General features: G+C 57.9%; 21 protein-coding genes and 1 tRNA gene. 11 read left to right on the top strand and 11 right to left on the bottom strand.

The window, feature by feature from the left end; genetic code table 11:
* The first annotated feature begins 6 nt into the window (after positions 1 to 6).
* A complete protein-coding gene (gene amaB / locus E0486_RS04150) occupies positions 7 to 1,533 on the top strand; it encodes an L-piperidine-6-carboxylate dehydrogenase (RefSeq protein ID WP_131850880.1) in 1,527 nt (508 codons plus the stop codon).
* 128 nt (positions 1,534 to 1,661) lie between these two features.
* On the opposite strand, the gene E0486_RS18750 is transcribed toward amaB, so the two are convergent.
* Positions 1,662 to 1,799, bottom strand: a complete 138-nt coding sequence (locus E0486_RS18750) for a hypothetical protein (protein ID WP_165917187.1) — start codon at positions 1,797 to 1,799, stop codon at positions 1,662 to 1,664.
* Positions 1,800 to 1,883: 84 nt separating this feature from the next.
* Complete coding sequence (locus tag E0486_RS04145) at positions 1,884 to 2,333, bottom strand: YciI family protein (protein WP_131850879.1); 450 nt, start codon at positions 2,331 to 2,333, stop codon at positions 1,884 to 1,886.
* Between the two features lie 85 nt (positions 2,334 to 2,418).
* Here E0486_RS04145 and E0486_RS04140 point away from each other — a divergent pair, with 85 nt between their 5' ends.
* Both E0486_RS04140 and E0486_RS04135 read left to right on the top strand, forming a co-directional pair.
* Complete coding sequence (locus E0486_RS04140; protein ID WP_131850878.1) at positions 2,419 to 4,149, top strand: S8 family peptidase; 1,731 nt, start codon at positions 2,419 to 2,421, stop codon at positions 4,147 to 4,149.
* A gap of 72 nt (positions 4,150 to 4,221) precedes the next feature.
* Complete coding sequence (locus E0486_RS04135; protein WP_131850877.1) at positions 4,222 to 4,746, top strand: DinB family protein; 525 nt, start codon at positions 4,222 to 4,224, stop codon at positions 4,744 to 4,746.
* A gap of 126 nt (positions 4,747 to 4,872) precedes the next feature.
* Here E0486_RS04135 and E0486_RS04130 read toward each other — a convergent pair whose 3' ends face one another.
* Together E0486_RS04130 and E0486_RS18745 are read right to left on the bottom strand one after the other, a co-directional pair.
* The gene (locus E0486_RS04130; RefSeq protein ID WP_131850876.1) at positions 4,873 to 7,026 is read right to left on the bottom strand and encodes a carboxy terminal-processing peptidase; all 2,154 of its coding nucleotides are present in this window, start codon (positions 7,024 to 7,026) and stop codon (positions 4,873 to 4,875) included.
* 41 nt (positions 7,027 to 7,067) lie between these two features.
* On the bottom strand, positions 7,068 to 7,229 hold the full coding sequence (locus E0486_RS18745; protein WP_165917186.1) for a hypothetical protein: 162 nt from the start codon (positions 7,227 to 7,229) through the stop codon (positions 7,068 to 7,070).
* Positions 7,230 to 7,256: 27 nt separating this feature from the next.
* Between E0486_RS18745 and E0486_RS04125 the strand changes: the two genes are divergently transcribed.
* From E0486_RS04125 to E0486_RS04105, 5 genes are all read left to right on the top strand, one after another.
* A tRNA-His gene (locus tag E0486_RS04125) sits at positions 7,257 to 7,333 on the top strand.
* A 151-nt stretch (positions 7,334 to 7,484) separates the two neighbouring features.
* A complete protein-coding gene (locus E0486_RS04120; RefSeq protein ID WP_243697369.1) occupies positions 7,485 to 10,076 on the top strand; it encodes an outer membrane beta-barrel protein in 2,592 nt (863 codons plus the stop codon).
* Between the two features lie 77 nt (positions 10,077 to 10,153).
* Positions 10,154 to 11,026, top strand: coding sequence for a Gfo/Idh/MocA family protein (locus E0486_RS04115; RefSeq protein ID WP_131850875.1), 873 nt, complete (start codon positions 10,154 to 10,156; stop codon positions 11,024 to 11,026).
* The gene (locus E0486_RS04110) at positions 11,023 to 12,123 is read left to right on the top strand and encodes a glycosyltransferase family 4 protein (protein ID WP_131850874.1); all 1,101 of its coding nucleotides are present in this window, start codon (positions 11,023 to 11,025) and stop codon (positions 12,121 to 12,123) included. Before E0486_RS04115 ends, E0486_RS04110 begins: the two co-directional genes overlap by 4 nt.
* Complete coding sequence (locus tag E0486_RS04105) at positions 12,113 to 13,228, top strand: glycosyltransferase (RefSeq protein WP_131850873.1); 1,116 nt, start codon at positions 12,113 to 12,115, stop codon at positions 13,226 to 13,228. Before E0486_RS04110 ends, E0486_RS04105 begins: the two co-directional genes overlap by 11 nt.
* On the opposite strand, the gene E0486_RS04100 is transcribed toward E0486_RS04105, so the two are convergent.
* Both E0486_RS04100 and E0486_RS04095 read right to left on the bottom strand, forming a co-directional pair.
* A complete protein-coding gene (locus E0486_RS04100; RefSeq protein ID WP_131850872.1) occupies positions 13,212 to 13,901 on the bottom strand; it encodes a cell division ATP-binding protein FtsE in 690 nt (229 codons plus the stop codon). The genes E0486_RS04105 and E0486_RS04100 overlap by 17 nt on opposite strands.
* A 21-nt stretch (positions 13,902 to 13,922) precedes the next feature.
* Positions 13,923 to 15,089: an AIR synthase-related protein gene (locus tag E0486_RS04095; RefSeq protein ID WP_131850871.1), complete on the bottom strand. Its 1,167-nt coding sequence runs from the start codon at positions 15,087 to 15,089 to the stop codon at positions 13,923 to 13,925.
* 152 nt (positions 15,090 to 15,241) lie between these two features.
* Between E0486_RS04095 and ribF the strand changes: the two genes are divergently transcribed.
* Positions 15,242 to 16,168 carry a riboflavin biosynthesis protein RibF gene (gene ribF / locus E0486_RS04090; RefSeq protein WP_131850870.1) on the top strand — a complete coding sequence of 309 codons (927 nt, stop codon included), beginning with the start codon at positions 15,242 to 15,244 and terminating at the stop codon, positions 16,166 to 16,168.
* 23 nt (positions 16,169 to 16,191) lie between these two features.
* Here the strand turns inward: ribF and holA are convergent, their stop codons facing one another.
* Complete coding sequence (holA, locus tag E0486_RS04085) at positions 16,192 to 17,196, bottom strand: DNA polymerase III subunit delta (RefSeq protein ID WP_131850869.1); 1,005 nt, start codon at positions 17,194 to 17,196, stop codon at positions 16,192 to 16,194.
* 118 nt (positions 17,197 to 17,314) lie between these two features.
* Here holA and E0486_RS04080 point away from each other — a divergent pair, with 118 nt between their 5' ends.
* Positions 17,315 to 18,304, top strand: a complete 990-nt coding sequence (locus tag E0486_RS04080) for a hypothetical protein (protein ID WP_131850868.1) — start codon at positions 17,315 to 17,317, stop codon at positions 18,302 to 18,304.
* Positions 18,305 to 18,688: 384 nt separating this feature from the next.
* On the opposite strand, the gene E0486_RS04075 is transcribed toward E0486_RS04080, so the two are convergent.
* Entirely contained in the window at positions 18,689 to 21,622 is a 2,934-nt protein-coding gene (locus E0486_RS04075; RefSeq protein ID WP_131850867.1) for a TonB-dependent receptor, read from the bottom strand.
* A 202-nt stretch (positions 21,623 to 21,824) separates the two neighbouring features.
* Here E0486_RS04075 and E0486_RS04070 point away from each other — a divergent pair, with 202 nt between their 5' ends.
* Positions 21,825 to 22,748 carry a phosphoribosylaminoimidazolesuccinocarboxamide synthase gene (locus E0486_RS04070; protein ID WP_131850866.1) on the top strand — a complete coding sequence of 308 codons (924 nt, stop codon included), beginning with the start codon at positions 21,825 to 21,827 and terminating at the stop codon, positions 22,746 to 22,748.
* Positions 22,749 to 22,799: 51 nt separating this feature from the next.
* Here E0486_RS04070 and E0486_RS04065 read toward each other — a convergent pair whose 3' ends face one another.
* From E0486_RS04065 to E0486_RS04055, 3 genes are read right to left on the bottom strand one after another with little or no spacing between them, the layout of a single operon-like run.
* Complete coding sequence (locus E0486_RS04065) at positions 22,800 to 23,573, bottom strand: heme ABC transporter ATP-binding protein (protein ID WP_131850865.1); 774 nt, start codon at positions 23,571 to 23,573, stop codon at positions 22,800 to 22,802.
* Complete coding sequence (locus E0486_RS04060) at positions 23,566 to 24,630, bottom strand: FecCD family ABC transporter permease (RefSeq protein WP_131850864.1); 1,065 nt, start codon at positions 24,628 to 24,630, stop codon at positions 23,566 to 23,568. Before E0486_RS04060 ends, E0486_RS04065 begins: the two co-directional genes overlap by 8 nt.
* Positions 24,630 to 25,484, bottom strand: a complete 855-nt coding sequence (locus E0486_RS04055; RefSeq protein WP_131850863.1) for a heme/hemin ABC transporter substrate-binding protein — start codon at positions 25,482 to 25,484, stop codon at positions 24,630 to 24,632. Before E0486_RS04055 ends, E0486_RS04060 begins: the two co-directional genes overlap by 1 nt.
* Between the last annotated feature and the right edge of the window lie 37 nt (positions 25,485 to 25,521).

Here is a 25,521-nt window from a genome sequence, read left to right as displayed (position 1 = left end):
ATTGTTATGCAGGACGTATTAGCAGCCCTCGGCATCAAGGCTTCCAACGCAGGAGCCAGCACCGGCACTCAGTGGATCGCCGGCGGGGGTAAGGAAATTTCATCGTTTTCGCCTGTCGACGGCAAGGAGATCGCCAAGGTGACCCTCGCCAACGAGGAAGCCTATGAGCGGGTGATCAAGAAAGCGCAGGAAGCCTTCGCGGAATGGCGGATGTATCCGTCACCGAAGCGCGGCGACATCGTGCGCCAGGTGGGTGAAGCGCTGCGCAAGTACAAGGAGCCCCTGGGCAAACTCGTTTCCTACGAAATGGGTAAGAGCCTGCAGGAAGGCTACGGCGAGGTGCAGGAAATGATCGACATCTGCGACTTCGCGGTGGGTCTTTCGCGCCAATTGCACGGACTCACGATGCACAGCGAGCGTCCTGGCCACCGTATGTACGAGCAATGGCACCCGCTCGGTATCGTCGGCATCATTTCCGCCTTCAACTTCCCGGTGGCCGTGTGGAGCTGGAACACGATGCTGGCCTGGGTTTGCGGCGACGTATGCATCTGGAAGCCTTCCGAGAAAACGCCGCTTTGCGCCATTGCCTGCCAGAACATCATCAGCGAAGTGTTCCAGGCCAACAACGTCCCCGAAGGCGTGTGTGGCCTGGTGATCGGCGAAGCCGCCATTGGTGAGAAGATCGCAAACGATCCGCGCATTCCGCTCGTATCGGCCACCGGATCCACCCGCATGGGTAAGGCCGTTGGTGCCGCCGTGGGCGCCCGCCTCGGCCGCTCGCTGCTGGAGCTGGGTGGTAACAATGCCATCATCATTTCGAAAGACGCCGACCTCGATATCGCGATCGTGGGTTGCGTATTCGGTGCCGTAGGAACAGCCGGCCAGCGCTGCACCACCACGCGCCGCCTTATCATCCACGAATCGATCTACGACGCCTTCCGCGACAAGCTGGTGGCCGCCTACAAGCAGCTGCGCATCGGCGACCCGCTGGACCAGAACAACCACGTGGGTCCGCTGATCGACAAGGGGGCCGTGGAGCAATACCAGAAGGCCATCGAAAAATGCAAGGCCGAAGGCGGCCGCTTCCTGGTGGAAGGCGGCGTGCTCGACGGCGCCGGGTATGAAAGCGGCTGCTACGTGAAGCCCGCCGTGGCTGAAGCGCAACCGCACTTCGAGATCGTGCAGCACGAAACCTTCGCGCCCATCCTGTACCTGATGAAATACAATACGCTGGAAGAGGCCATCGCCATCCAGAACGGCGTGCCCCAGGGCCTCTCCTCCTCCATCATGACGCTCAACCTGCGCGAGGCGGAATCCTTCCTCTCGTCGGCCGGCTCCGACTGCGGTATTGCCAACGTCAACATCGGCACCTCGGGTGCCGAGATCGGCGGGGCCTTTGGTGGTGAAAAAGAAACCGGTGGCGGTCGCGAGAGCGGCTCCGACGCCTGGCGCGTGTACATGCGCCGCCAGACGAACACCATCAACTACAGCACGCAACTGCCCCTCGCACAAGGCATCAAGTTCGACCTGTAGTGAACGTTTATTAGTCTATTGGTTTATTGGTAAATTGGTAAGAGAGGTCGTTACGAAACGACCTCTCTTTGTTTTTGGAGCTGCTTATTGCGACAAGCAATTTCGGCGAGCCCGCTACCAATTAACTGCTACCGGGAAAGCTTTTCCTTGACGAAGAGGATAAGGTACAGCCAGATGAGCCCTTTGATGAGGAAAAAGAAAAAACCGGCCCAGCCAATACGCTTGAGCCAGGTGCGGAATTTCGAAGGAGGCCGCGGATCGTTCATCGGCGGTAAGGTACAAAAGCTCCGGGGAAGGCGTCCGGCCGGGATTACGGGTTAACCAACCCGCCGTTCCCAAAGCGGTGGCCGTCAGTGTCTTTTTTTCTGCACCCGCTCGTGGTTGGGCAGGTAGGTGGGCAGGGCTGCCGACCCGTACCACTCGTATAATTCCGCATCGAGCAGCCCGGCGGCTACGGCGGGGTCGGTCTTTAGCAATTCGTGCGCTTCGGCGATACTTGGCACGTTGAAGAGGAAGAGGCCGCGGAGGCCGCGCTCATTTTTCCGCATCGGGCCGGCCAAAACAAGCTTGCCCTGCGCGGCGAGCCGCCCGATATTGGCCATGTGCCCGGTGAACAGGCTGTCGGTGGCCGCCTTCGGGACAGCGGTTGCGGGTCCCGTTTTGAGCAGCACCAGCACGTACATCTTCATTCCGTATTCGTCGGCGCCGAGGGAGTCGGCAAGCGCTTTATCGTAGCCGGTATGCTGTGCTTGTGCGGACACCGATGCGAGCAGCAGGAATGCGATCCAGATCTTCTTCATGGAAGTAAGATAATGCGGGCATCACATTTCACAAAACCCTTTGAGGTCCTTGCCTTACTTTTAGAATTCAATCCCGAAACGATTCATGAAAAGAACTTACTCCAAGCTCCTGCTGTTCGCGCTGGCAGCAGGTGTCACCTTCACCGCCGATGCGCAGACCTCGGAGAAAACAACGACACCCAATGGCTGGCATCTCCGCGACCGGACCCAGGACGGCTACTACGGCATCAGCCTTGACAAAGCGTATCATTTTCTGCAAGGGAAAAAGAGCAAAACGGTCGTAGTGGCCGTGATAGACTCCGGTATCGACACTACGCACGAAGACCTGCGTCCCGTGCTCTGGACGAACCCCAATGAAATTCCCGGCAACGGCATCGACGACGACAAGAACGGATATGTGGACGACATCCACGGCTGGAACTTCCTCGGCGGAAAAGACGGCCGCAACGTGACCGAAGATTCCTATGAAGGCGTTCGCTTTTACTGGAAGCATAAGGCCCGCTTCGAAAACGCCGACAGCACGACGCTCAGCGGCGCCGACCTGGCCGACTACCGCATCTGGCTCCGAGCCAAATCGGACCTTGTAGGCAAGGTGGACAAAGAAGAAGTGGAGGGCTACCGACAGATGCTGCCCGTGGTGCAGATGTACGACTCCCTGCTGCGCAAGGCTGTGGGTCGCGATGAATACACTGCATCCGACCTGCGCAAGCTGCGCACCGACAACGGCATGGTCCGCCAGGCCAAGGGTGCTTTCTCGCAGATCTTCGCCGGCAACGATTCGGTGGAATACATTTCGAATAAAATGCTGCTCGAGTACATCGAAGGAAAGGTACGCATGGCGGAATGGGTGGAAGCGCCGCCGAAGAATTACCGCGGCGATGTGACCGGAGACAATGAAGACGATATCAACGACCGCAGCTACGGCAACAACGACGTGATGGCTACTACCCCGCTGCACGGCACGCACGTATCGGGCATTATCGCCGCCGTTCGCAACAACGGCAAAGGCATCGACGGCATCGCCGACAACGTGCGCATCATGTCGCTGCGGGCGGTGCCCGACGGCGATGAGCACGACAAGGACATAGCCCTGGCCATCCGCTACGCTGCCGACAATGGCGCGCAGGTGATCAACATGAGCTTCGGCAAGGCCGTGTCGCCCCAGAAGCGCTTTATCGACGAGGCCGTACGCTATGCCCAGAGCAAGGGTGTGCTGCTGGTGCAGGCAGCCGGCAACAGCCATGAAAACATCGATACCGCCCGCAACTTCCCCAAGCCGGAGTTCCTCAACGGTACCCGTGCCCAAAGCTGGATCGTGGTAGACGCTTCCGGCGACCCGAAGAACGGTGGGCTGGCCGCCGACTTCTCTAACTACGGCACTAAGAGCACTGACCTCTTCGCCCCCGGTAAGAACATCTATTCGACGCTCCCGGGCGGCGACGTTTACGGAAACCTTTCGGGCACCAGCATGGCCTCGCCGGTTACGGCCGGTATCGCCGCTCTGGTGCGCTCCTACTACCCGAACCTGAATGCCGTACAGGTAAAGTATGTACTCGAGAACAGCGTGGTCAAGCCCACGATCACGACACCTAAGCCCGGTGGCGAAGAGCCCGTTACACTGGACAAGCTGAGCCGCACCGGCGGAATCGTGAATGCCTACGAAGCGGTGAAACTGGCCGACGCCGTCAGCTCCGGCCGCGTGAAGGTCAAGGTGGAAGACAACAAGATCAAAGTGAAGGACGACAAAGGCAAGACGAAGACAAAGACCGAGGGTAACAAAACCAAGGTGAAGAAAGAGCCCGTCAAAACTTTCTGACAATTACCTTTTATCGAAAACCCCGGCCTTAATGCGCCGGGGTTTTTTATTTTAGCCATTAAACCGCATACCATGCCGCAGCTCCAACTTGACCGTATTCCCGAATATTACCACCGCTATGTTGCCCAGGTGGCCCACCTTGACCTTTCGGCTGCCCTGAAGCATCGCCGCGATGTGCTGCTGCCCCTGCTGCGTGCGCTGCCCGACGAACGCTGGGACTTTGCCTATGCCCCTGGCAAATGGACCATCAAGGAACTGGTGTTGCACCTGACCGACACCGAGCGCGTGTTTGCTTACCGGGCGTTGACCTTTGCCCGCAACGGAGGCACGCCCCTCCCCGGCTTCGACGAGAATACCTTCGCGGAATATTCCGAAGCGGCGCGCCGGAGCCCGGCTTCGCTGCTTGCCGAACTCGAATCGGTGCTAGACGGCAGCGACTCCCTGTTCCTATCGTTTTCCGATGCGCAGCTGGAGCGAACCGGCACCGCCAATGAAAAGCCGATCTACGTGTACGGTATCGGCTATATCCTGGCCGGGCATATCCTGCATCATAAAAGCGTGCTGGAAGAACGGTACCTCGCCATCCCTTTGGGTTGATACCTTTCCTGTCCCCAACAGCCTTCCGCCCGTTTGAACAACTGATCGGACCGGTGACTTTCTTCCGGCTCCATTCAATAAAAAAGCCCCCACGTCAGGCGGGGGCTTTTTCTATCGTCATTGATCTTAAAAGGTCTTAACGGGCTGCTTGTCCTTTTGGGGCGTGCGCGCCAGCGACTGCTGGTTACGGATGTCGGCCACTACTTTAACGGCCTGATCCAGGTAGATGTCGCGGCTGCGGTCCTTCAGGAACTGGTTGTAGCGTTCCTCTTTGCTCTTGTCTTCCGCCATCCGAGTGCGGTCTGCGGGAAGGTAGTTGATGGCCAGCTCCTTGTTTGCCTTGATGAGGCTGTCGGTCTGCTTGGCCAGCGTGCGTAGTTCCTGCTGCTCGGCGCGGAACTTGTCGATCTGGAGGGAGTATTCCTTGTCGTTGCGGGCAGCGATCACCTCGGTATTTCGCTTGATCTGCTGGAACACGGGATTGCTGTTGATGCGCGCGTTGCTCAGGTTCTTAATTGCCTGGAGATCGTAGCCGCCGTTCCACTGCTTGTAGCTGGCTTTGCTGATCTCGTCCCAGGGCAGGGCGTTGTCGTTGTCGCGCTCGCGGTACTTGTAGCTTTCCAGCTGGTCGGGCACCACCACATCGGGCACCACGCCTTTGAGCTGGGTGGCACCACCGTTGATGCGGTAGAACTTTTGCAGCGTGATCTTCAGGGAACCGAGGTCGCTGTTGGAGCTCATGAAATTCGTTTCCGGGTCGAGGCCGATAGCGCGTTGCACCGTTCCTTTACCATAGGTGCTCGTGGAACCGATGATCACTCCGCGGCCGTAGTCCTGGATGGCGGCTGCGAAGATCTCGGAGGCCGAGGCGCTGAATTCGTTGACCATCACAGCGAGGGGACCGTCGTACAGAACGCCCTGGTCTTTGTCGCGCATCACCATGGGCTTGCCCTGGCGGTCGCGGACCTGAACGATGGGACCATCTTCGATAAAGAGGCCGGCCATCTGCACTACGTCGTAGAGCGAGCCGCCGCCGTTGTTGCGGAGGTCGATCACGATGCCGTCCACTTTGGCTTCTTTCAGCTTCGTTACTTCAGCAGCCACGTCCACTGCGCAGCGGCGGCCGTTGGGGTTGTCGAAGTCGGCGTAGAATTCCGGCAGGTAGATATAGCCGATCCTGGAACCGCCCTGCTCCACAACAGCGCTGCGGGCGTAAGTCTCGTCCTGCTGGATCGTATCGCGGGTGAGGGTGATGTTCTTAACGGTACCGTCTTTTTTCTTCACAGTCAGGGTTACATCGGTGCCCTTCTTACCGCGGATCAGTTTTACGGCATCTTCCACTTCAAAGCCGGCAATGTCCTGCGCTTTGCTGCTGTCCTTGCCCTGGGCTACTTTCAGGATCACATCGCCCACCTCTACCTGCTTCGATTTCCAGGCCGGAGAGCCGGTGAGCAGCGTAGCGATCTTGATGTTGCCTTCGTCGTATTGCAGGGAGGCACCGATACCAGAGAAGGTACCGCTCAGCTGCTCGTCGAAGTAGCGCTTCTCCACAGGCGGGAAGAACTCGGTATAGGGATCGTTGAGTTGCGTGATGGTGTTTACATAGAGCGCGAAGCGCTTGTCGTCGTCAAAGGTCTTAGCGTAACGCTGGTAGATGCGGTCGAGTACCTTTTTCACACGGTCGCGGGCATCAGCCTCCAGCTGGGCGTCGGTCTTCACCACGAAGTCTTTGGTGCCTTTGTTCTTCTCGCGGTTGTCAAGGAGCTCGGTGTAGCGGTCCAGCACCATATACTTTACCTTCTTGCGCCAGGCTTCGCGGCGCTCGGCCTCCGTGTTCGCAAACTGGGTCTTTTTCGAATCGGCTACGATGGATTCGTCCACGGAAAAGTCGAAAGGTTTGGCCAGCAGGTCCTGGTAGATCTTCTGGGTTTCATTCATGCGTTTGTTGAACAGGGCGCTGACCTCCTGGAAGAATTCCACCGGTGCTCCCTTGATCTCGTCGTCGATGCGGGTTTCGTGGCGCTTGAGGGTCTTGAGGTCTTCCGCGAGAAAAATGTTCTTCTCCGGGTCCATGGCTTCGAAATACTTCACATATACCTGCCGCGAGAAGTCGTCGTTGATCTCCTTGGGGCTATAGTGGCCCTGGCGGAGCATTTCGCCCACGCTCTGAAGGATGCGTTCATATTTGGAGGGAGGTGCGGCAGTTCCGGTTCCGAGGCTGCGGGTAGCCAGGAAAATCCCGGCCGCCAACAAGGTTAGCAGAATGGGTAGTCTTTTCATGCTGAATAGTGATTTAAGTGCCGGAGGCATAGTTCTCAAATTTAAAGCAAAAACGATGCAGCGCCGGTACGGTCTTTATACTTAACAAACGTTTTTGATGAGCGGGCCGCAGCAAGGATGCCGGAAGGCAGCGCCGGTGAATGACAGTATCCGGTTGTCCGGGCAATAAAGAAGTTTGATTTTTTTTGTGCGAAATGGTTCATTCCCTTATTTTTGCATCCCGCAAGACGGTGGTTATAGCTCAGTTGGTTAGAGCGTCGGATTGTGATTCCGAAGGTCGCCGGTTCGAGCCCGGTTAGCCACCCCAAACGCCCCCGCAACGCGGGGGTTTTCTTTTGCCCTTGCCGCTCATAAAGCAGGGCCGCCACCCCGGTATCCGATAGTTAATAATAGTTAACAAATCCCCTCTGGCCGGGCTCTTCCGGCTATTTTTGCGCCTTCAATCCGAATAGCACATCATGAGACTCATTACTCTTCTGTCCCTTTTCCTCCTCAGCATTGCCGCCATGGCCCAAAACCGGCCCGTTGGGGCGGGAACCGGCGGCGGCCGCGCCAATATGGCCAACGGCCGCTTTTACGGTCGCGTGGTCGACGCGTCGAACAAAGGCGTGGAAGCCGCTTCCGTGGTGCTGGTCACCATGCGCATGGACTCCGTGACGAAGCAACGCAAGGAAGCTGTGGTCGGCGGACAGCTGACGGCCGCCAACGGCGACTTCAGCATCGAGAACGTGCCGGTGTTCGGCCAGTACACGCTTCGTGTTACCGGCATCGGCTATAAAAAGCTCGAGCAACGTGTGCAATTCGAGCGGCCCCAGGGCAGCAACGACCCCAACGCCTTCATCAACGCTATTGATAAAGACCTCGGCAACATCAAGCTGCAGGTAGATCAGCAGGAGCTTGCCAACGTCACCGTGACCGCGCAGCGCCCGCAGCTCACCCTCGGCATCGACCGCAAGGTGTTTAACGTAGACCGTAACATTACCTCGGCCGGCGGCACCGCTGTAGACGTGATGCGCAACGTGCCTTCCGTGGCCGTGGATGTAGACGGTAACGTCACCCTCCGCAACAACGCGCCCCAGATATTCGTGGACGGCCGCCCCACGAACCTGACCCTCGAGCAGATTCCTGCCGATGCGATCGAAAGCATTGAGATCATCACCAACCCGTCGGCCAAGTTCGATGCCTCGGGCGGTACCGCGGGCATCCTCAACATCGTACTGAAGAAAAACAAGCGCGTGGGCTACGCCGGCAACGTGCGTGCCTCGGTCGACTCTCGTGGCCGATTTGGCGGCGGCGCCGACATCAACGTGCGTCAGAATAAGGTAAATGTGTTCGCAAGCGCAAACGTCAACCAGCGCAAGTCGATCGCTTCGGGTGAAACCGAGCGCAGCACTACGGGTGCCGGCTTCCAGTCGCTGCTCAGCCAGCAGGACAGCAGCACGATGCGCGGCGCTTTCGGCTTCGGCCGTGCCGGTCTCGACTACTTCCTCAACAACCGCAACACCATTTCGGCCAGCATCAGCGGTGCCCGCGGCGGTATGGACCCCGAAACTGAAACCCGTATTAATACGATCCTCCGCAAGGCCGGTCAGGCCGACACGGTGCTGTCCACGCCGCGCTTCACTGAAGGCGTGAACCGCTTCCGGAATATGGGCGCCCAGCTGAGCTTCAAGCACAACTTCCCCAAGGCCGGCCATGAGTGGACCGCCGACGTCAACTACAATAAAGGCCACAACGAGAATGAAAGCGTGATCAACTCGCAGAATATCCGCCTGTCGCCCGACTACCAAAACCTCGGCGCCTACACGCAGGTGCAGAACATCTCGGGCTCCAACCAAACGGTGGTGTTCCAGACTGACTATGCCAACCCGCTCACCGCTACTTCCAAGATCGAAGCCGGCGCCCGGGTGCAGGTGCGTGACATCGTGAGCGACATTGCTTACACGCTCAGCGGCAAAACCACCGGAACGTATTACACGAACCAGGAGCGCATTTTTGCTGCCTACGGTACGTATTCAGGTAAAGTAAAATCCTTCGGCTACCAGCTTGGCCTGCGTGCCGAAAGCTCCACCAACGAAGGGGTGCTGAACCGCAAGCAGTCGTTCCGCACCGAGTTTCCCGTGAGCCTCTTCCCGAGCCTGTTCCTGAGCCAGAAGCTGACCGACTTCAGCGACCTGCAGCTGAACTACAGCCGCCGGATCAACCGTCCCAACTTCTTCCAGCTTTTCCCCTACACGGATTACAGCGACTCGCTCAATATCAGCCGCGGCAACCCGGCGCTGGTGCCCGAGTTTACCAACTCGCTCGAACTTTCCTTCGCACACACGTTCAAGAACCGCGATAATATTATTGCCTCTGCTTACTTCAAGAACACAAACGATCTCATCACCCGCTTTCAGCAGATCGAGCCGGATACGTTCCTAAAGCGCGATGTGTACGTCAACACGTTCATTAACGCCAACCGCAGCTGGGTATCGGGCCTCGAGCTCGTGTCGCGCAACAAAGTGACGAAGTGGTGGGACCTGACCACGAACCTGAACCTGTTTACCTCGAAGATCGAGGTGGTGAACCAGCCTTCGCAGGATCCCTTCGTCAGCTATTTCGCCAAGGTCAACAACCAGTTCAAGCTGCCGAAGAACTTCAGCCTGCAGCTATCGGGCGATTACACGTCGAAGATCATCTCCGCTCCGGGTGGCTCCAATGGCGGTGGCGGTGGCCGCGGCGGTTTTGGTGGCATGATGGGTGGCGGTGGTTCCGCGGCCCAGGGCTACATCCGCCCCAACTTCGGTGTGGATGCCGCGCTTCGCTTCGAGTTCCTAAAGGAGCGTAAAGCATCGCTTTCGCTCAACGTCAATGATATTCTCCGCACGCGCAAGTACGATGCCCACACCGAGTCGATCGGCTTTGTGCAGGACGTGCTGCGTCGCCGCGACCCGCAGGTGTTCCGCCTCAACTTCAACTACCGCTTCGGTAAGATGGACGCGACGCTCTTCAAGCGCAAGAACACGCGCCAGGAAGATGCCGGCGTAGACACGGGCGTAGGTATGTAACTGTCCCTGATTGCACCTTCCAAAAACCCCGGCCCCGCGCCGGGGTTTTTCATGCCGGGAAGGACTATTTTTGAAGCATGTACCGAATTGCTCTTGTCCAGGACCTTCCGATGCCCGACGATACCCGTGATGCGTTTGCCGTAGCGGCAGGCGACGCGCCGTCTTCGTTTGCGCATATCGACGAACTGCTCGCCGCATCCGAAGCGCCGCTTGTTTGGCTCCATACCCGCACGGGATGGCATGCCGAGTACGCCATCAAGGCGCTGCAGGCCGGGCGGGACGTAGTTTGCAACGCGCCGCTTTGCCTCACTTCCTCGGCGGCCTGGCAGATCCTGGAAACGGCCAAGTATACCGGCCGCAAGCTGCTGGTGATCAACCACTGCAGCCGCTTCTGGCGGCAGGCGGCGCGCGAGCTGGGCACTCTGCGCAGCGTTCATGCCTGGGCACGGACTACGAATATTCCGGGCGGCAACCGGTTTCCCGACGGTGGCCATCTGTACGGCCTTTTCTACCCGCTAGCCGAAGCTTTGACCACCGTTCTCGGACCCATCGAATCAGTGAGCGGAAACCTCGAGCGAAGCGCCGATGCCGATGCCCTCGAGCTAAGTGGACACGCGCAGTTTGCACTGGAAAGCGGCGGTACCGCGTTCCTCGATTGGACCGTCGGTGCGCAGGCGGAAGCGAACCATTCCGGCTTTTCAGTAACGCTCGAAGGCGAGCACGGATCACTGGTCGTTCGCGGCATATTCGAGCAGGACAAGCTGAAGGTTACCAGCGTTGAGCCGACCGGTATTGCAATGAACGATCCGGGCCTTTCGAAGTGCCTGGCCGACCGCCTTCCTTCTGTATTGGATGGGGCCGCCGATGGCAGGCTCGATGCATTCCGTGCGTTACGCGTGGTGGAGTTCATTGACCGAATTTACACCCGACTCCAAGCTAGCGAGGCATGAAGCGCCTGATCCTGACCGTAACCAATGACCTCACTTACGACCAGCGCATGCAGCGCATCAGCAGTACCCTGGCGGAGGCCGGATACGCCGTGACGCTTGTCGGAAGGCGCCTGTCCCATTCAAGACCATTAAACAGCAAGCCTTATACGCAGAAGCGCCTGCGCTGCCTGTTCAACAAAGGGCCGCTGTTTTATGCCGAATACAACCTGCGGCTTTTTTTCTTCCTCCTGTTCCGGGGCTTTGATGCCGTTTGCGCGGCCGATCTCGACACAGTGCTCCCGGCCTTTTTGGTTGCCGGTTGTAAGGGTGCCGTGAAATTCTACGATGCGCACGAGCTTTTTACCGAGATGAAGGAAGTACGCAGCCGTCCCGCTGTACAACGCGCCTGGCTGCGTATTGAACGCTTCGCGGTGCGCCGGATGGACTACGGCTACACCGTTGGTGAAGAAATCGCGCAAATCTTTGAAGAGCGCTATGGCCGGCGCTTTGCCGTTGTGCGGAATATGCCCCGGCCCAGGAAAACACCGCCACGGTCTGTTGGGGAACGCAAGTATGTGCTTTACCAGGGCGCGGTGAACGAGGCCCGTGGATTCGAAGCCATCGTGCCGGCCTGGCGCGATGTGCCCCTGCCTCTGGTCGTTTGCGGCGACGGCAACTTCATGCAGCAATTACGGGGATTGATTCGCGCGTGGAACGTTGAAGACAAGATCGACCTGCGCGGCATGCTGCCGCCGGAGGAGTTGGGCGCCTTTACAGAGGGCGCTACCATCGGGATCAACTTCACCGAGAACGTGGGGCTCAACCAGCTTTATTGCCTCCCAAACAAGTATTTCGATTATGTGCAGGCCGGTATTCCGCTGGTGACCAATGACTACCCGCAATACCGTCGGCTGAACGAGCAATACGAAGTGGCGCTTCTCGTAACAGAGCTAACGCCCGCTGCCATCGCGGCCGCGGTGAACCGCTTATTGTCGGATGCGACACTGTATGAACGGCTGGCCCAAAATGCGTTGAAGGCCCGCGAACACTGGCATTGGGACGCGGAGTCGCCCGTATTGCTGGATCTTTACGCCAAAGCATTTCAACGTGGCCGGTAAGCTGCACCTCGTTTGCCTCGACGCACCCGCGCCGCCCAATTACGGCGGGGCCATCGACATGTTTTACAAGGCAAGGGCGCTGGCTGAAAGCGGACGCACGATCATCCTGCACTATTTTGATTACCGCGCGGGACGCGGCGTTGCCGGCCTGGAGCCATTTTGCACCGAAATACACCGGTATGAGCGTAAGCGTTTTTTCGCCAGCCTGTGGGAAAAGCAGCCGTACATCACCGGCTCGCGCAACAACCTGGAGCTGCTGCGGCGGCTGCAGGCAGATGATGCGCCGGTGCTGCTTGAAGGCGTACATTGTGCCGGCCTTCTACCGCATTTCTACGGTACGCGGAAAGTGTTGTTGCGGATGCACAACGATGAAGCGGCTTATTACGAAGGGCTCGCAGCCAATGAAAAGAATTTCTGGAAGCGGGCTTACTACCGCGTCGAAAGCCGGCTGCTTCACTCCTTCCAGGCATCGCTGCCAAAAGACCTGCCGATGGCCTGCGTGTCGCATACCGACATTGCGCAGTTGCAGGAACGCTACGGATTTACCAGCCTACCCTTCATTCCTTCCTTCACACCCTGGCAGGAACTTACCGGGGCTCCCGGGCGCGGCTCATTTTGCCTGTACCAGGGCAACCTGGAGGTTTCCGAAAACCGGGAGGCGGCGCTGTGGCTTATTCAACATGTATTTGCGGGCAGCAACATTCCTTTTGTGATTGCCGGAAAGGGCGCGCCGGCGCTGTTGCGGGAAGCGGCTGCGGGCCATCCGCAAATCCGCATCATTGACGGCCCTTCTGAAGCAGAGATGGAAGCACTGGTGCGCGACGCGCATGTGCATGTGCTGCCTTCGTTCAATACCACGGGACTTAAGCTCAAGCTACTGCACGCGCTTTTCAGCGGGCGCCATTGCCTGACCAATGTGGCGGGAATTGCCGGAACGGCCTTCGCGGGCGCTGTGGCGCTGGCCGAAACTCCAGCTGAGTTCCGCGCGGCGGTGGAGACCTTGTGGGAGGAGCCGTTTACTGAAGAAATACGGGAGCGGCGCCGGCAGGTTGCAGCGGTGTATTCCAACCGGCACAATGCCGCGCAGCTTAATGTATGGCTATAGACGCATTGTCGATAACGCCGCCGTGCTCCGTGCGGAGCATCCGCGCCGGGAACTTGTTGATCACAATATAATCGTGCGTGGCCATCACGATCGTCGTGCCGTAGTCGCGCGAGATGTGAAACAGCAGTTGCATGATCTCGTCGGAAGTCTCAGGGTCGAGGTTGCCGGTGGGCTCATCGGCGAGGATCAGCTTGGGGGAATTGAGCAGGGCCCGTGCCACATCCACGCGTTGCTGCTCGCCACCCGACATCTCGAAAGGCATCTTGAAGCCCTTCGATTTCAGGCCCACTTTGTCGAGCACATCCGCGATCTTCTCATCCATCAGCTTTTCGTCCTTCCAGCCGGTTGCCTTCAGCACGAACTTGAGGTTTTCATTCACATTGCGGTCGGTGAGCAACTGGAAGTCCTGGAACACCACACCCAGGCTGCGGCGCAGGAAGGGTACCTTTTTCCAGTCGAGCTTACGGAGATCGTACCCGTTCACTGTGCCTTCGCCTTCGCGGAGGGCCAATTCGCCGTAAAGCGTTTTAAGAAGGCTCGACTTACCGGTGCCGGTCTTGCCGACAAGGTAAACGAATTCACCACGGTTCACTGTAATGTTCACGTCGCGCAGCACCTGGCTGTCGCCCTGGTAAATATTCACGTTCCTGAGCTCGATGATGGATTCCGGCATAGCTGATTTTTGGAAAGGTAATCAATAACGAATTTCGGTGCCGGCAACCTGCAGCACCAGTTCTTTTTTAACAGATTCTTCGGTGCGGCCGATCACCTGGGCGTCGATCCCGTAGTGCCGGGCAATGGCCACCAGGGCTACCGCCACGCGCTCATTGGTATACACCTCCAACCGCGTGCCCATGTTGAACACCTGGTACATCTCGCGGTTGTCGGCGCCGCTGGATGTCTGGATGAGCCGGAAGATTTCCGGGGGCGCGGGCAGGTTGTCCTTCACCACCCGCAGCCCGTCGGGCATGTATTTAAAGCACTTTGTCTGGCCGCCACCGCTGCAGTGGATGATGCCATATATGTCTTCAAAATGCGCTTCGATAAGTGTGCGTACCACCGGCGCGAATGTGCGCGTGGGCGAAAGCAACAACCCTCCTACCGATCGCAGCGCACCAGCCGCATCGATCGAATCGGTCAACCGGTGCTTGCCGATGTAAATGACTTCTTCGGAAAGGGTTTCATCGAAGGTTTCGGGGAAGGTTTTATAATGCTTGTGCAGCACGTCGTGGCGCGCGCTGGTAAGGCCGTTGGAACCGATGCCGCTGTTGTACCCGGTTTCATAAGTGGCCTGGCCATGGCTGGCGAGACCTACGATGACCTGTCCAGGGGCGATTCGCTCGTTGGTGATGAGGGCATGGCGCCGCCAGCGGGCGGCCATCGTGCCGTTGACGGTAACGGTGCGCACCGCATCGCCCACGTCGGCGGTCTCGCCACCCAGGAAGGCAATGTGTACGCCGAGGGCCGCCATACCATCCAGAAACTCCTGCGTGCCCTCGATCAGGGCCGTCAGCACCTCGCCGGGTATGCGGTTCTTGTTGCGGTCGATGGAGGAAGAATAGAGCATCCGGTCGTAGATGCCGGTGCAGATCATATCGTCGAGGTTCATCACGATGGCGTCTTGCGCAATGCCTTTCCAAACAGAAAGGTCACCGGTTTCTTTCCAATACAGGTAAGCCAGGATGCTTTTGGTGCCGGCGCCATCGGCGTGCATGACGTTAACCCAGTCCGCATCGCCCCCCAGCAGGTCGGGGTCGATCTTACAAAAGGCGCGTGGGTACAGGCCTTTCGAGAGGTTGCGGGTGGCCGCGTGTACGTCTTCCTTCTGTGCGGAAACTCCGCGTTGCGAATAAAGCGACATGGCACAAAGGTAATGGACTAATGGTCTATTCGTCTACCGGTCTATGGGTAAGGAAGTCACACTACAGCTTATGCGGGCGTCAACCCGATCGTCGTTTTACTATCAGACCAATAGAACAATAGACTAATACACCAATACTTAACTTCGCGGCCATGCAGGTGCATTATGATCTGGAGCAGTTGCCCCCCTTCCGGAATGCGGTCGTTACGATCGGCACGTTCGATGGCGTGCACCTGGGACATCGGGAGATCCTCCGGGCCCAACGGCAGGCAGCGGATCGCTGCGGTGGCGAAACCCTCGTGATCACCTTCGACCCGCACCCGCGCAAGATCGTCCAGGGCGCTTCGCTCGAGCTCATCACCACCCTTTCCGAAAAAGCGGCGTTGCTCGAGTCGCTCGGGGTTGACCATCTCGTGGTGGTTCCGTTCAATGCCGAATTCGCTGCCCAGGAAGCCGATGCTTATGTGCGCGACTTCCTTGTTGGACGCTTTCACCCGCATACACTGATCATTGGGTACGACCATCGCTTCGGAAAGGGCCGCAGCGGCGGCTATGAACTTCTCGAAGCGCTGCAGGCGCGCTACGGCTACCAGCTGATCGAGATACCGCAGCAGCTTGTTCATTCCATCGGCGTTTCTTCCACCAAGATCCGGCAGGCGCTGAAGCAAAGCGACGTGGCGGCGGCTGAAGAACTCCTGGGATACCGCTTCTCCTTCGAGGGCACCGTCATTCATGGCGACAAGCTGGGGCGCACAATCGGTTATCCCACCGCCAACCTCTCCTACACGGACTCCGACAAGATACGTCTCGGCGAAGGTGTATACGCAGCTACGGCTACGCTTCACAAGGATACGATCGGCGGTATGCTCAGCATCGGCAAGCGGCCTACGCTCAACGACGTCGTGGAGCGCGTGGAAATAAACCTGTTTGATTTTAATAAAGACATTTACGAAGAACAGCTTCGCGTAGAGGTACACAGCTACCTGCGTCCGCAGGAAAAATATACATCTCTCGATGCACTGAAGGAACAGCTGCACCTCGATAAGGTAAATGCGCTGGCAGCACTGAAGGGTTCGTGACGAGCGTCTCTTTGCTGCAGCACCTAAGCCTCTACCATCATCTTTACGATCAGCTCTTTCAGCAGCTCACCATCGTCGGCTCCGGCATTGTCTACACCGATGCTTTTGAGGTTGTATTGGTTGAGCAGGAGGATGTTCTTTTCCACCGATTGAGCGTTGTATTGCCGGGCGGCCTGTGTGTATTCCTTGAGCTTCCATTCGGTGATGCCGATGGCAGCAGCCAGCGCTTTTTCCTGTCCGGGAGGTGCGCTGTGCACCACCTGCAGCTTTCCAAAGAAACCGTACAGCAGGGGCAGAACGTAGGGCAACGGCGCTGCCTTTGGGTTTTGCTCGAAATAGGTAGCAATGCGCATGGCTTTGTAAAAGTCGCGGCGGGCCAGTGCGTCCTGCAGTTCAAAGACGTTGTATTCCTTGCTGATCCCGACAAACTGCTCGATATCGTCTTCAGTGATATTGGTACGGCCGGCCAGGTTGAGCGTCATTTTGTCAATCTCGTTGCCGATGCGGCTCAGGTCGTTGCCAATGTGGTCGATGAGCAGGTGCAGGGCTTTGGGCGTCATGCTGAAGCCCTTGCTGCGCACCAGCTCCTCGGTCCAGGCCGGCAGCTCGTTGTCGTACAGCTTCTTCGTCGTCAGCAGTACACTTTTGTCTTTCAGGGTTTTTGCGAGCTTCGTCCGGCCGTCGACCTTCTTGCCCTTGTAGGCCACGAAGAGCAGCGTTGAGGTCAGCGGTTTTTCAATGTAGCCCTCCAGCTTTTCCACGTCACGCATGGCCTGGGCTTCCTTTAACAAAACCACTTGCCGCTCGGCAAACATCGGGTAGCGCCTGCAGGCGTTGACCACGGTGGCCCAGTCGGTATCGCGCCCGTAAAAGACGGTTTTGTTAAAGCCCGCTTCGCTTTCCGACAGGATCGAATGCTCCGCGTAATTCATCACCTGGTCGATGAAGAATTCCTCCTCGCCTTCCAGCCAATACACGGGTTTGGTCTGTCCTTTCTTAATGTCGGAGATGATCTTTTCTGCCTTCATAATTCACATTCCTGGATGCAACCTACCGGGGTTCTGGCACGGTTTTGTATTACCTGTGCAAAAATCGAGACACACACTTAACCAGAAACCCTCAATTTTAACCTTAAATCGATTCACGATGGCGAACACAAATTATCCGTCTGCAAATGAACCGCAACAGAACCGTCCGGTGCGCACCACCAATAACAATGTCAAAAATATAGTGATTGGCGTATTGGCCGCCGGATTATTGGGCACCTGGGCTTATTTTCTGAAAACGAAGAATGAGTCGGACGAGAAGATCACCATGACCACCTCGCAGGCAAGCAACGCTATGACCGCCCGCGACTCCGTGCAGCTGCTCTACAACGACGCGCTGACGCGCCTCGACTCGATCACCGGCAACAACAACAACCTCCAGGGCCAGGTAGCGACCAATAACAGCGAGATCGGTCGGCTGAAAAACGAGATCAACTCGATCCTGCGCAAGCGCAATGCTACCCAGGGTGAGCTGAGCCGCGCCAAGGGCCTGATTTCGACCCTCAACGGCAAGATCGCCAACCTCGAAGCTGAAGTGGCCCGCCTCAATGGCGAGAACCAACAGCTGGCCGCCACAAACACACAACTGACAGAAGAAAAGACGGTGCTGCAATCCAACCTGCAAACGAGCACGGCCGAGCGTGAAGAGCTCGCCAAGACCGTGGATGTAGCCTCGACCTTCTCTGCCTCCAACATCCAGATCCACCCCATCGACGAGCGTCGCAACGGCAAGGAGAAAGAAACCACTACCGCCAAGCGCGTGAATAAGCTCGTTATTTCCTTTGACGTGGAGAACCGTGTAGCCCGCTCCGGCCCCGCCGATATGTATGTAGTGGTAACCGGCCCCGACGGCCAGGTGGTAACCGACCCCGCACTGGGCTCAGGCACACTGACAACCCGCAACGACGGCGACCGCCCCTTCTCGTTCAAGACCACGGTCGACTATGAGCAAGGCACCCGCAAGAACGTAAGCGTTCCCCTGCGTCGCCCCGATTTCAAGATCGGCGACTACAAGATCGAAGTTTACCAGAATGGCTTCAAGATCGCCGAAGGTACCCGCAGCCTGAAGAAGGGCGGCATCTTCGGATAAGCTCTGACAATCCTCACTCCTCCTCTGATAAAGGCCTGCTCGCAAGAGCAGGCCTTTCGTTTACTGGTTGTTTGGCCTGTTGGTAAATTGGTAAGCAGATAGGCGTAGGCTTCCTGCGACCGGCGCTATATGGGTGTAACTAATGTATGGGTGGCACCGCCAATCCCTAGAACTGTGCAACGGCTTTGGATGCACCCATTCCCTATCCTTTCCGGAAATGTATGCCTTTGTCAGAGAGGTTCCCTTTGATCGCAAAGCCAGCAAAAGGCTGTTTAACAGGAACAAAAAGCCCGGATCACAAAGTGAACCGGGCTTTTACATGATTATTAGCTAAGCGAAATTTCTGTACGTAGAAGCTCTTGAGCCTACGTACCCCTTTGGGGGCTAGAAGATGTTGTAACCAAACGAAGCGTAGTACAGGCCGCCGACGTAGGGGCTGCCGTAGCCGCTGCGGTAGTACTGGTTGGCCAGGTTGGTGGCACCGATGCGGAACACCGACTTGGTGTTCGGAACCCGGTACGACAGCTGGGCATCGATCGTGTGGTAAGCCGGGAGCGTGCCGCTAACGAAGGTGCCTTCGTAGTTGTTCACATCCTGCCACTTCCAAACGAGGTTGAAGCCAACACCTTTCCAAACATTATCGGCACGGACGCCGAGGTTGGTGCGGTACTTCGGAGCGTTGAAGAAGGTGATGTAACCTTCGGGAACGTCCTTCAGCTCGTCGGAGAACACGTTGCCGTAGATATAGTACGAGCGAACGATGTTGAATTCAGCCGACACACCCCAGCCGAAAGCTTTCACCTGCTGGTCGGAGTTCTGTACGTAGGAAATGTTGCGCGAAGAAGCGGAGCTCGGGTCGAGGGCACCGGCGGGCGAGCCCGTCAGCGACTGCACCACGGCCACGCGGCCAAGGAAGTCTTTATACTGGCTGTAGTATGCATAAGCATCGTAGAAGAAGCGCTTGGCAGCTACGCCTTTGTAACCGATCTCGTAAGAAGTAACGCTTTCGGGCTTCAGCTCCTTATACTGGTAAGGAACCAGCTTGGAAGGATCCGAAGACGTACGGGCGGCGATCACCGACTCCGACGTATAACCCGGGCTGCTGCTCTTGTCGAGGCCGTAGTACGACTGGAACGAGGGCAGGCCACCCACCAGCAGGCCGGAACCTACGTTGAGGTTGATGTACTGATCCTGGTTGGTCGGGAAACGATAAGCCGTCTGGTACGACAGGCGGATGTTGTTGTCTTTGAACACCTTGATCACGGCAGTCACGCGGGGCGTAAAGCGGCCTTCGAAGTTGGTGTGCTTGTCGTAGCGGCCGGCAGCGGTCAGGGTCAGTATGTTATTGAACAGCGCCTTCTTCAACTGCACGTAGCCACCGATCTCGGAAGGCTTCAGCACGCCAGTCGTGTCGGCGAAGAGGGTGCCCTGCGAGTTGAGTACGTATTGCTTCCACTGTACGCCGGCGATCACGTCGACGAGGTTGGAGAAGCCGGCGAGGTTCGACAAGTTCAGCTGGCCTTCGGCAGCCCATAGGTCGGAGCGGTCGAGGAATTTGGCGCCGTTAACCTGCGGGTCTTTACCGATCGGAGCGCTGGCAACAGCGTTCTTCAGGGCTTCAAAAGCAGGTGTGCCCGGCATCGGCATACCCTGGTCGGCATTGCTGCGCGCAAGACCATGTGCCTGATAATCAGACGCACCGTTGAAGCGGCTGAGTGCATACGCCACGGCGTATTGCGTGTACCAGCCCGAAGCGCCGGTGCTGGCCTTAAATCGCTCGTTCATGATACGGCCGAGAACGGTGGCGTTGTACGAATCACCGGAATTCTCCTGCGTCGTGTAGCCGCGAACAAACCAGTTCGGGTGACGGATTTCCAGCTTATGCTGGGCCATCTGCAGGTTCTTCAGCGAGTAGCGGTCCGCGCCGGTATAAACCGTCGTACCCGTACCCCAGTAGGTGTTGAGCGAAGCTTCGATGCGCGGCGTGATCTTGTAGAACAGGCCGGCGGTTCCTTTAAAGTTGATGGTGTTGTAGTCCACCAGGTCTTTCTCATTGTAACCCGTGCGCGACACGTTCTGGTTGGCTACAGCACCGTTGCGGTTCTCGAGATACAGCGGGATGAACTGGGCCAGCGTCGGGCGCAGGGCGGCCGGGATTGCGGGGTTGCTCAGGAATGCGCTCAGGTTGGTAGCGTTCGGCGTCGGGAACAGCGACAGGTATTGCGCCGCAATGTTGTTCGGATCGACTGTGCCGCCCGTAGCACCAAGAACGCCGGCGCGTATACCACCTTCCACCTGCTGCGAAACAAGGCGCAGGTTGGCGGAAGTTTCGTCGCCGTACACGTTCACACCGTCGTAGTTCGGATCGGTGGTACGGTTGCCGCCTACTACTTTGCTTACCACGCTCGTGCGCTGCACGTTGTCGTAGTCGTAAGCCTGCCAGTCATTGGCCTTGATGAATTGAGCCGACACCTTGAAGCCGAACTTTTCATTCCAGGCCTTGCCGTAGCGGGCCGACCAGTCGTAGTAAGGAGAAGGCTTCTGATTGCGGTCCTGCAGGTGCATGATGCCCTGCTTCACCTGGAAGCTTAGTCCCTGGAACTTGAAGGGGTTCTTGGTGTTGATGGGGAGCGTACCGTTCATACCGCCTGAGCCGTAGAGGGCCGAGGAAGCGCCGGAGAGCATCTCCATGTTGTCGATGTCGAGGTCGGAGGGGCCGATGATGTTGCCCACCGAGAAGTTCAGGCCGGGGGCCTGGTTGTCCATACCGTCGATCAGTTGGTTGAAGCGGGTGTTGCCGCTGGCTACGAAGCCGCGGGTTGTTACCGTGCGGAACGTGAGCGAGGCGGTATGCATGTCCACGCCTTTAAGATTGTTGATCGCCTCAAAGTAGCTCGGGGCGGGCACGTTGCGGAGCGTGGTGCTGCCGAGGCGCTCAATAGTCACCGGCGTTTCGAGGATGCGCTCGGGGGCGCGGGTGGCCGACACAACTACTTCCTGTCCCAGCACCGAGGCGGGCATCAGGTCGATGTCGAGGGCTTGCGAAGCGCTCGAAACAGTGACCTCGCGGCTCTCGAAGCCTACCGAGCTAACGATCAGGGTCACGGGCAGTTTGTTCACCGTCAGGCGGAAATTTCCGTTGTCGTCGGTATAAGCGCCCTGTGAGGCTCCTTTCACCGTGACGGAAACAGCGGGTACGTTCTCCTTGGAGTTGTTGTTCTTCACCTTTCCGGTAACGGTTACGTTTTGTGCCGACACCGATAGCGAGAACAGCACGGCCACCAGGGAAGTGGACGTTAAGCGCAAGCTTTTTCTCATAAATGATTGATTTTGTTTTGGAACAACATAGGTTGTTTCTCCGCGCCACTTGGAGTTCGATCGAACCCTTTGAGGCACATAGTTTTCGGGCGGAAAAATACACAGGAAAGCCAATGTGTTAAAATTTTTATTTCCACCGTGCGCCTGATGACGTGCAAAGATGAAAGAGCACCTTCTACCGACACGGTCCTAATTTCGGGGCATGGCACCCCATACGTTCCCCGCACAAACCGGGTTTTACCGCGGTAAGGTCCGCGATGTATATTATATAGGTGAGCAGAACATCGTGATGATCGCGTCCGACCGCATCTCCGCGTTCGACGTGATCCTCCCCCGTCCTATTCCCTTCAAAGGCCAGGTGCTCAACCAACTGGCGGCCTACATGCTGGAAGCCACGCGCGCCGTTTGCCCGAATTGGCTGCTGTCCACACCGGCGCCCAATGCGGCTTACGGCAAGCGCTGCCAACCTTTTAAGATCGAAGTGGTGGTGCGGGGCAACCTGTGCGGCCATGCCTGGCGCACCTACAACAGCGGTGGCCGCATCCTTTGTGGCGCCCTGATGCCCGACGGCCTGCGCGAGAACGACTTTTTCCCCGAGCCGCTCATCACGCCTTCCACCAAGGCCGACGAAGGGCACGATGAAGATATTTCCGAGAAAGAGTTGCTGGTACAGGGACTCGCTACGCCGGAACAATGGGCGCAAATCCGCACCTACGCACTGGCACTTTTTGCCCGTGGCAACGAGCTGGCCCGGAAGCAGGGACTGATCCTCGCCGATACGAAATATGAATTCGGACTTTTTGAAGGTAACATCGTGCTAATGGACGAGATTCATACCCCGGACTCCTCGCGCTACTTTCACGCAGACGGCTTTGACGGGCGCCAGGCGCGCGGCGAGCACCAGAAGCAACTGAGCAAGGAGTTTGTGCGGGAGTGGCTGATCCAAAACGAATTCATGGGAAAGGAAGGACAGGTCGTTCCGGAAATGTCCGACGAATGGATCCGGGAAATCAGCGAGCGGTATATGGAACTGTATGAAAAGGTGACAGGACAAACCTTTGTTCCGCAAGCGCTCAGTGAGGCCGAGGTCTTTGCGCGTATACAAAAGCAGCTATCCGCCGGTTAGCGCTCCCTTACCTTTTGATCGAAAGCAGGGCAAATGCCTTTGCGGCCCACTTCATTCGAAAATAACGACCGGGGCGTGCCCCTCCTGCCTCAGAATGCGTGCCTGGACGCTGAATACACCGGAAAGAATTTCGTGTGTAAGTGAACCCGGATGCGCCAGGTCATAACGCACAGCCGCCTCTTTCATAAACAGGAGCCGATCGGCATACCGCAGCGCGAGGTTGACGTCGTGCAACACGGCCACGACCGTATTTCCACGATCGGTGAGCTGCTTCGCTGCCTGTAAAAGCCGGTGCTGGAAACGGATGTCGAGGTGGGATACCGGTTCGTCCAGGAACAACAACTTTCCGGTAGCTTCGATTCCGCCCAATTGCGCGAGCACGCGCGCCATCTGCACCTTCTGCGCTTCGCCGCCCGAAAGTGTCGTGTAGTCACGAACGGTAAAAGAAAGCATATCGAGGGCTTCAAGGCAGTTGTCGATCAGTTGCTCCTCGGCTGCACGCGAGAGGCTTCCGGCATGTGGGTAACGTCCCAGCCGAACTACTTCGCGAACGGCAATCGGAAACTGCAATGCGTAATGCTGCGACAACACAGCGCGGCGCCTGGCGAGTTCCAGTTGCGAATACTGGCGCAGGTCGGCACCGTCGAGTGTAACCGTGCCGGCGGCAGGCTTCAGCTCGCCGGCTAGGAGTTGAAGCAGTGTCGATTTGCCGGCACCGTTGGGACCCATGATCACGTGGAAGCGGCCGGCTTCAAAAGAAAGGTTGGTCGAAGCGAGCAGCTCTTTTTTCCCTACGTTATACTGAACAGACAGCGTCTCAAGCATAAAAACCTCCTTTTCCACCGCCGCGTGCGCGGGCCAGCAGGTACAGGAATAACGGCGCGCCTATAAAGGCCGTCACAATGCCAATGGGCATTTCGGCCGGGGCAATCAGCACGCGGCACAGCATGTCGGTGGCGAGCAACACCGAGGCGCCGAGCAGGGCCGAACCGGCAACGAGGAATCGGTTGTCCGACCCACGGAGCATCCGCAGCAGGTGCGGAACGATCAGTCCCACAAAGCCGATGATGCCCACCATAGAGGTTGCCACCGCTACCAGCAGCGCGTTGACCAGCATTACCGAAAACTTGAGGCGTTCGGTGCGCACACCCAGGTAGCGGGCTTCCGCATCGCCTAGTTGCAGCGCGTTGAGCGGCCGGGCCAGCCGCAGCGCCAGCGCGATGCCGGTCACTGTAGAAATACAAACGATGCCCACCATCTTCCAGCTGGCTACCGACAGCGTGCCAAGGCTCCAGAACGTGATGGACCGCGCCTGCGGATCGCGGGCGATGTAGGCCAGGAATCCGGTGCCACCATTGGCCAGCGCGTTGACGGCCACGCCGGCGAGGATCATCACCGCCACGTTGACGCGGCGGACCGAGGCGGAGAAATAATAGACAAGCAGCGTTGCGGCCATGCCCCCGATGAACGCGCAGGTGGGGGCCAGCAAAAAGCCGAGCCCGGATAAGTTGCTGAAAAACGCATGTTGTCCCAGCACAATGAGCAAGGCTGCGCCCAGCGCCGAGCCCGCCGAGGTGCCTACCAGGCCGGGCTCCACGATGGGATTGCGAAACAGCGACTGCATCAGCGCTCCCGACACCGAAAGTGAAGCGCCTACCAGCAGGCACAACAGGCTGCGGGGCAAGCGGATCTGGAAAAAAAGCGATTCGTGCAGGGCGTTTACCTTGCCCGTACCAGCAGCATGGTGCCGGAGCAGCCCGGGCAATTCGGCGAACGGGATTGGCACCGCCCCCACTCCCAGCGACCAGGCAAAGAGCAGCAAGAGCAGGAGCAGCAGGAGTCCGTAGAAATACGGAAGCGGCAGGATACGCAGCTTGTTCATCAACGATGAATAATTTCGGCTAACTTTTGAATGTTCTTTCCCGTGCGGGGACCGAAATAAAGGAGGTCGTGCTCTTCTATTCGGTAGATTCGGCCTGTCTTTGCAGCTGGCGTCAGCGCCAGACCGGGCAGCTCCAGTAGCTTCTCCTGGCTGCCCAGCCGGTCCCAACCAAAGTCAGTGGCGAGGATCACATCGGGCTGAAGCTTTACGATGATCTCCGGGCTCAGGTTGCGGAAACCGCTGGTATCGGCTGCCTGCTCCCCCCCTGCCAGCTCGATCATTTTTTTCGCTGCACCTCTTGTTCCGATCACGAAGTACTGGTTGCGCTGCTGCCCGAAATGGATCACCAGCACACGGGGCTTCGACGGGTACCGGGCCACCTGTGCTTGTGCGGCTGCCAGGTCGGCATCGAGCTGCCGGTTGAGGCTGTCCGCAATACGCTCCTGTCCGAACTCCTTTGCCAGCAATCTCAACACAACCTTCGCGCTGTCGAGCGAGCTTCCTGCGGGGTACACTTTTACCGGGATCTTGAGCTGTGCCAGTTGCGTCATCACTTCTGCAGGCGCAACATCGCCCTGGTGCACCACCAGCGTCGGGTCGAGGGCGGCAATGCCTTCGGCGCTCAGGTGCCGGTGATACCCCACGGTCGTTTTCTTTTTGGCTTCTTCGGGAAAGGTGCTGCTCAGGTCAACGCCCACAATCTTATCGCCCTGGTGCAGCGCAAACAGGAACTCGGTGAGTTGCTTCGATACGCACACGATCCGCTGACCGCCGGCGCCTTCGCTTTTGTTCTGAAAGCGGCCGCAGGCGAATAGTAGCGGTGCGAGAATAACGATCCAATGATTTTTTTTCATAAGAAAAAGAAGCGGCAACCCTTACGGGCCACCGCTG

Source organism: Flaviaesturariibacter aridisoli (genome assembly GCF_004343705.1).
Classification (GTDB): domain Bacteria; phylum Bacteroidota; class Bacteroidia; order Chitinophagales; family Chitinophagaceae; genus Flavisolibacter; species Flavisolibacter aridisoli.
The sequence above is the reverse complement of the archived record's forward strand: the minus strand, read 5'-3'. Positions and strand labels throughout refer to the sequence as shown.

Bases quoted from the DNA above. Each gene is read 5' to 3' on its own strand.
- amaB (WP_131850880.1), top strand. From the start codon at position 7: ATGCAGGACGTATTAGCAGCCCTCGGCATCAAGGCTTCCAACGCAGGA.
- E0486_RS18750 (WP_165917187.1), bottom strand. From the start codon at position 1,799: ATGAACGATCCGCGGCCTCCTTCGAAATTCCGCACCTGGCTCAAGCGT.
- E0486_RS04145 (WP_131850879.1), bottom strand. From the start codon at position 2,333: ATGAAGAAGATCTGGATCGCATTCCTGCTGCTCGCATCGGTGTCCGCA.
- E0486_RS04140 (WP_131850878.1), top strand. From the start codon at position 2,419: ATGAAAAGAACTTACTCCAAGCTCCTGCTGTTCGCGCTGGCAGCAGGT.
- E0486_RS04135 (WP_131850877.1), top strand. From the start codon at position 4,222: ATGCCGCAGCTCCAACTTGACCGTATTCCCGAATATTACCACCGCTAT.
- E0486_RS04130 (WP_131850876.1), bottom strand. From the start codon at position 7,026: ATGAAAAGACTACCCATTCTGCTAACCTTGTTGGCGGCCGGGATTTTC.
- E0486_RS18745 (WP_165917186.1), bottom strand. From the start codon at position 7,229: ATGAACCATTTCGCACAAAAAAAATCAAACTTCTTTATTGCCCGGACA.
- E0486_RS04120 (WP_243697369.1), top strand. From the start codon at position 7,485: ATGAGACTCATTACTCTTCTGTCCCTTTTCCTCCTCAGCATTGCCGCC.
- E0486_RS04115 (WP_131850875.1), top strand. From the start codon at position 10,154: ATGTACCGAATTGCTCTTGTCCAGGACCTTCCGATGCCCGACGATACC.
- E0486_RS04110 (WP_131850874.1), top strand. From the start codon at position 11,023: ATGAAGCGCCTGATCCTGACCGTAACCAATGACCTCACTTACGACCAG.
- E0486_RS04100 (WP_131850872.1), bottom strand. From the start codon at position 13,901: ATGCCGGAATCCATCATCGAGCTCAGGAACGTGAATATTTACCAGGGC.
- E0486_RS04095 (WP_131850871.1), bottom strand. From the start codon at position 15,089: ATGTCGCTTTATTCGCAACGCGGAGTTTCCGCACAGAAGGAAGACGTA.
- ribF (WP_131850870.1), top strand. From the start codon at position 15,242: ATGCAGGTGCATTATGATCTGGAGCAGTTGCCCCCCTTCCGGAATGCG.
- holA (WP_131850869.1), bottom strand. From the start codon at position 17,196: ATGAAGGCAGAAAAGATCATCTCCGACATTAAGAAAGGACAGACCAAA.
- E0486_RS04080 (WP_131850868.1), top strand. From the start codon at position 17,315: ATGGCGAACACAAATTATCCGTCTGCAAATGAACCGCAACAGAACCGT.
- E0486_RS04075 (WP_131850867.1), bottom strand. From the start codon at position 21,622: ATGAGAAAAAGCTTGCGCTTAACGTCCACTTCCCTGGTGGCCGTGCTG.
- E0486_RS04070 (WP_131850866.1), top strand. From the start codon at position 21,825: ATGGCACCCCATACGTTCCCCGCACAAACCGGGTTTTACCGCGGTAAG.
- E0486_RS04065 (WP_131850865.1), bottom strand. From the start codon at position 23,573: ATGCTTGAGACGCTGTCTGTTCAGTATAACGTAGGGAAAAAAGAGCTG.
- E0486_RS04060 (WP_131850864.1), bottom strand. From the start codon at position 24,630: ATGAACAAGCTGCGTATCCTGCCGCTTCCGTATTTCTACGGACTCCTG.
- E0486_RS04055 (WP_131850863.1), bottom strand. From the start codon at position 25,484: ATGAAAAAAAATCATTGGATCGTTATTCTCGCACCGCTACTATTCGCC.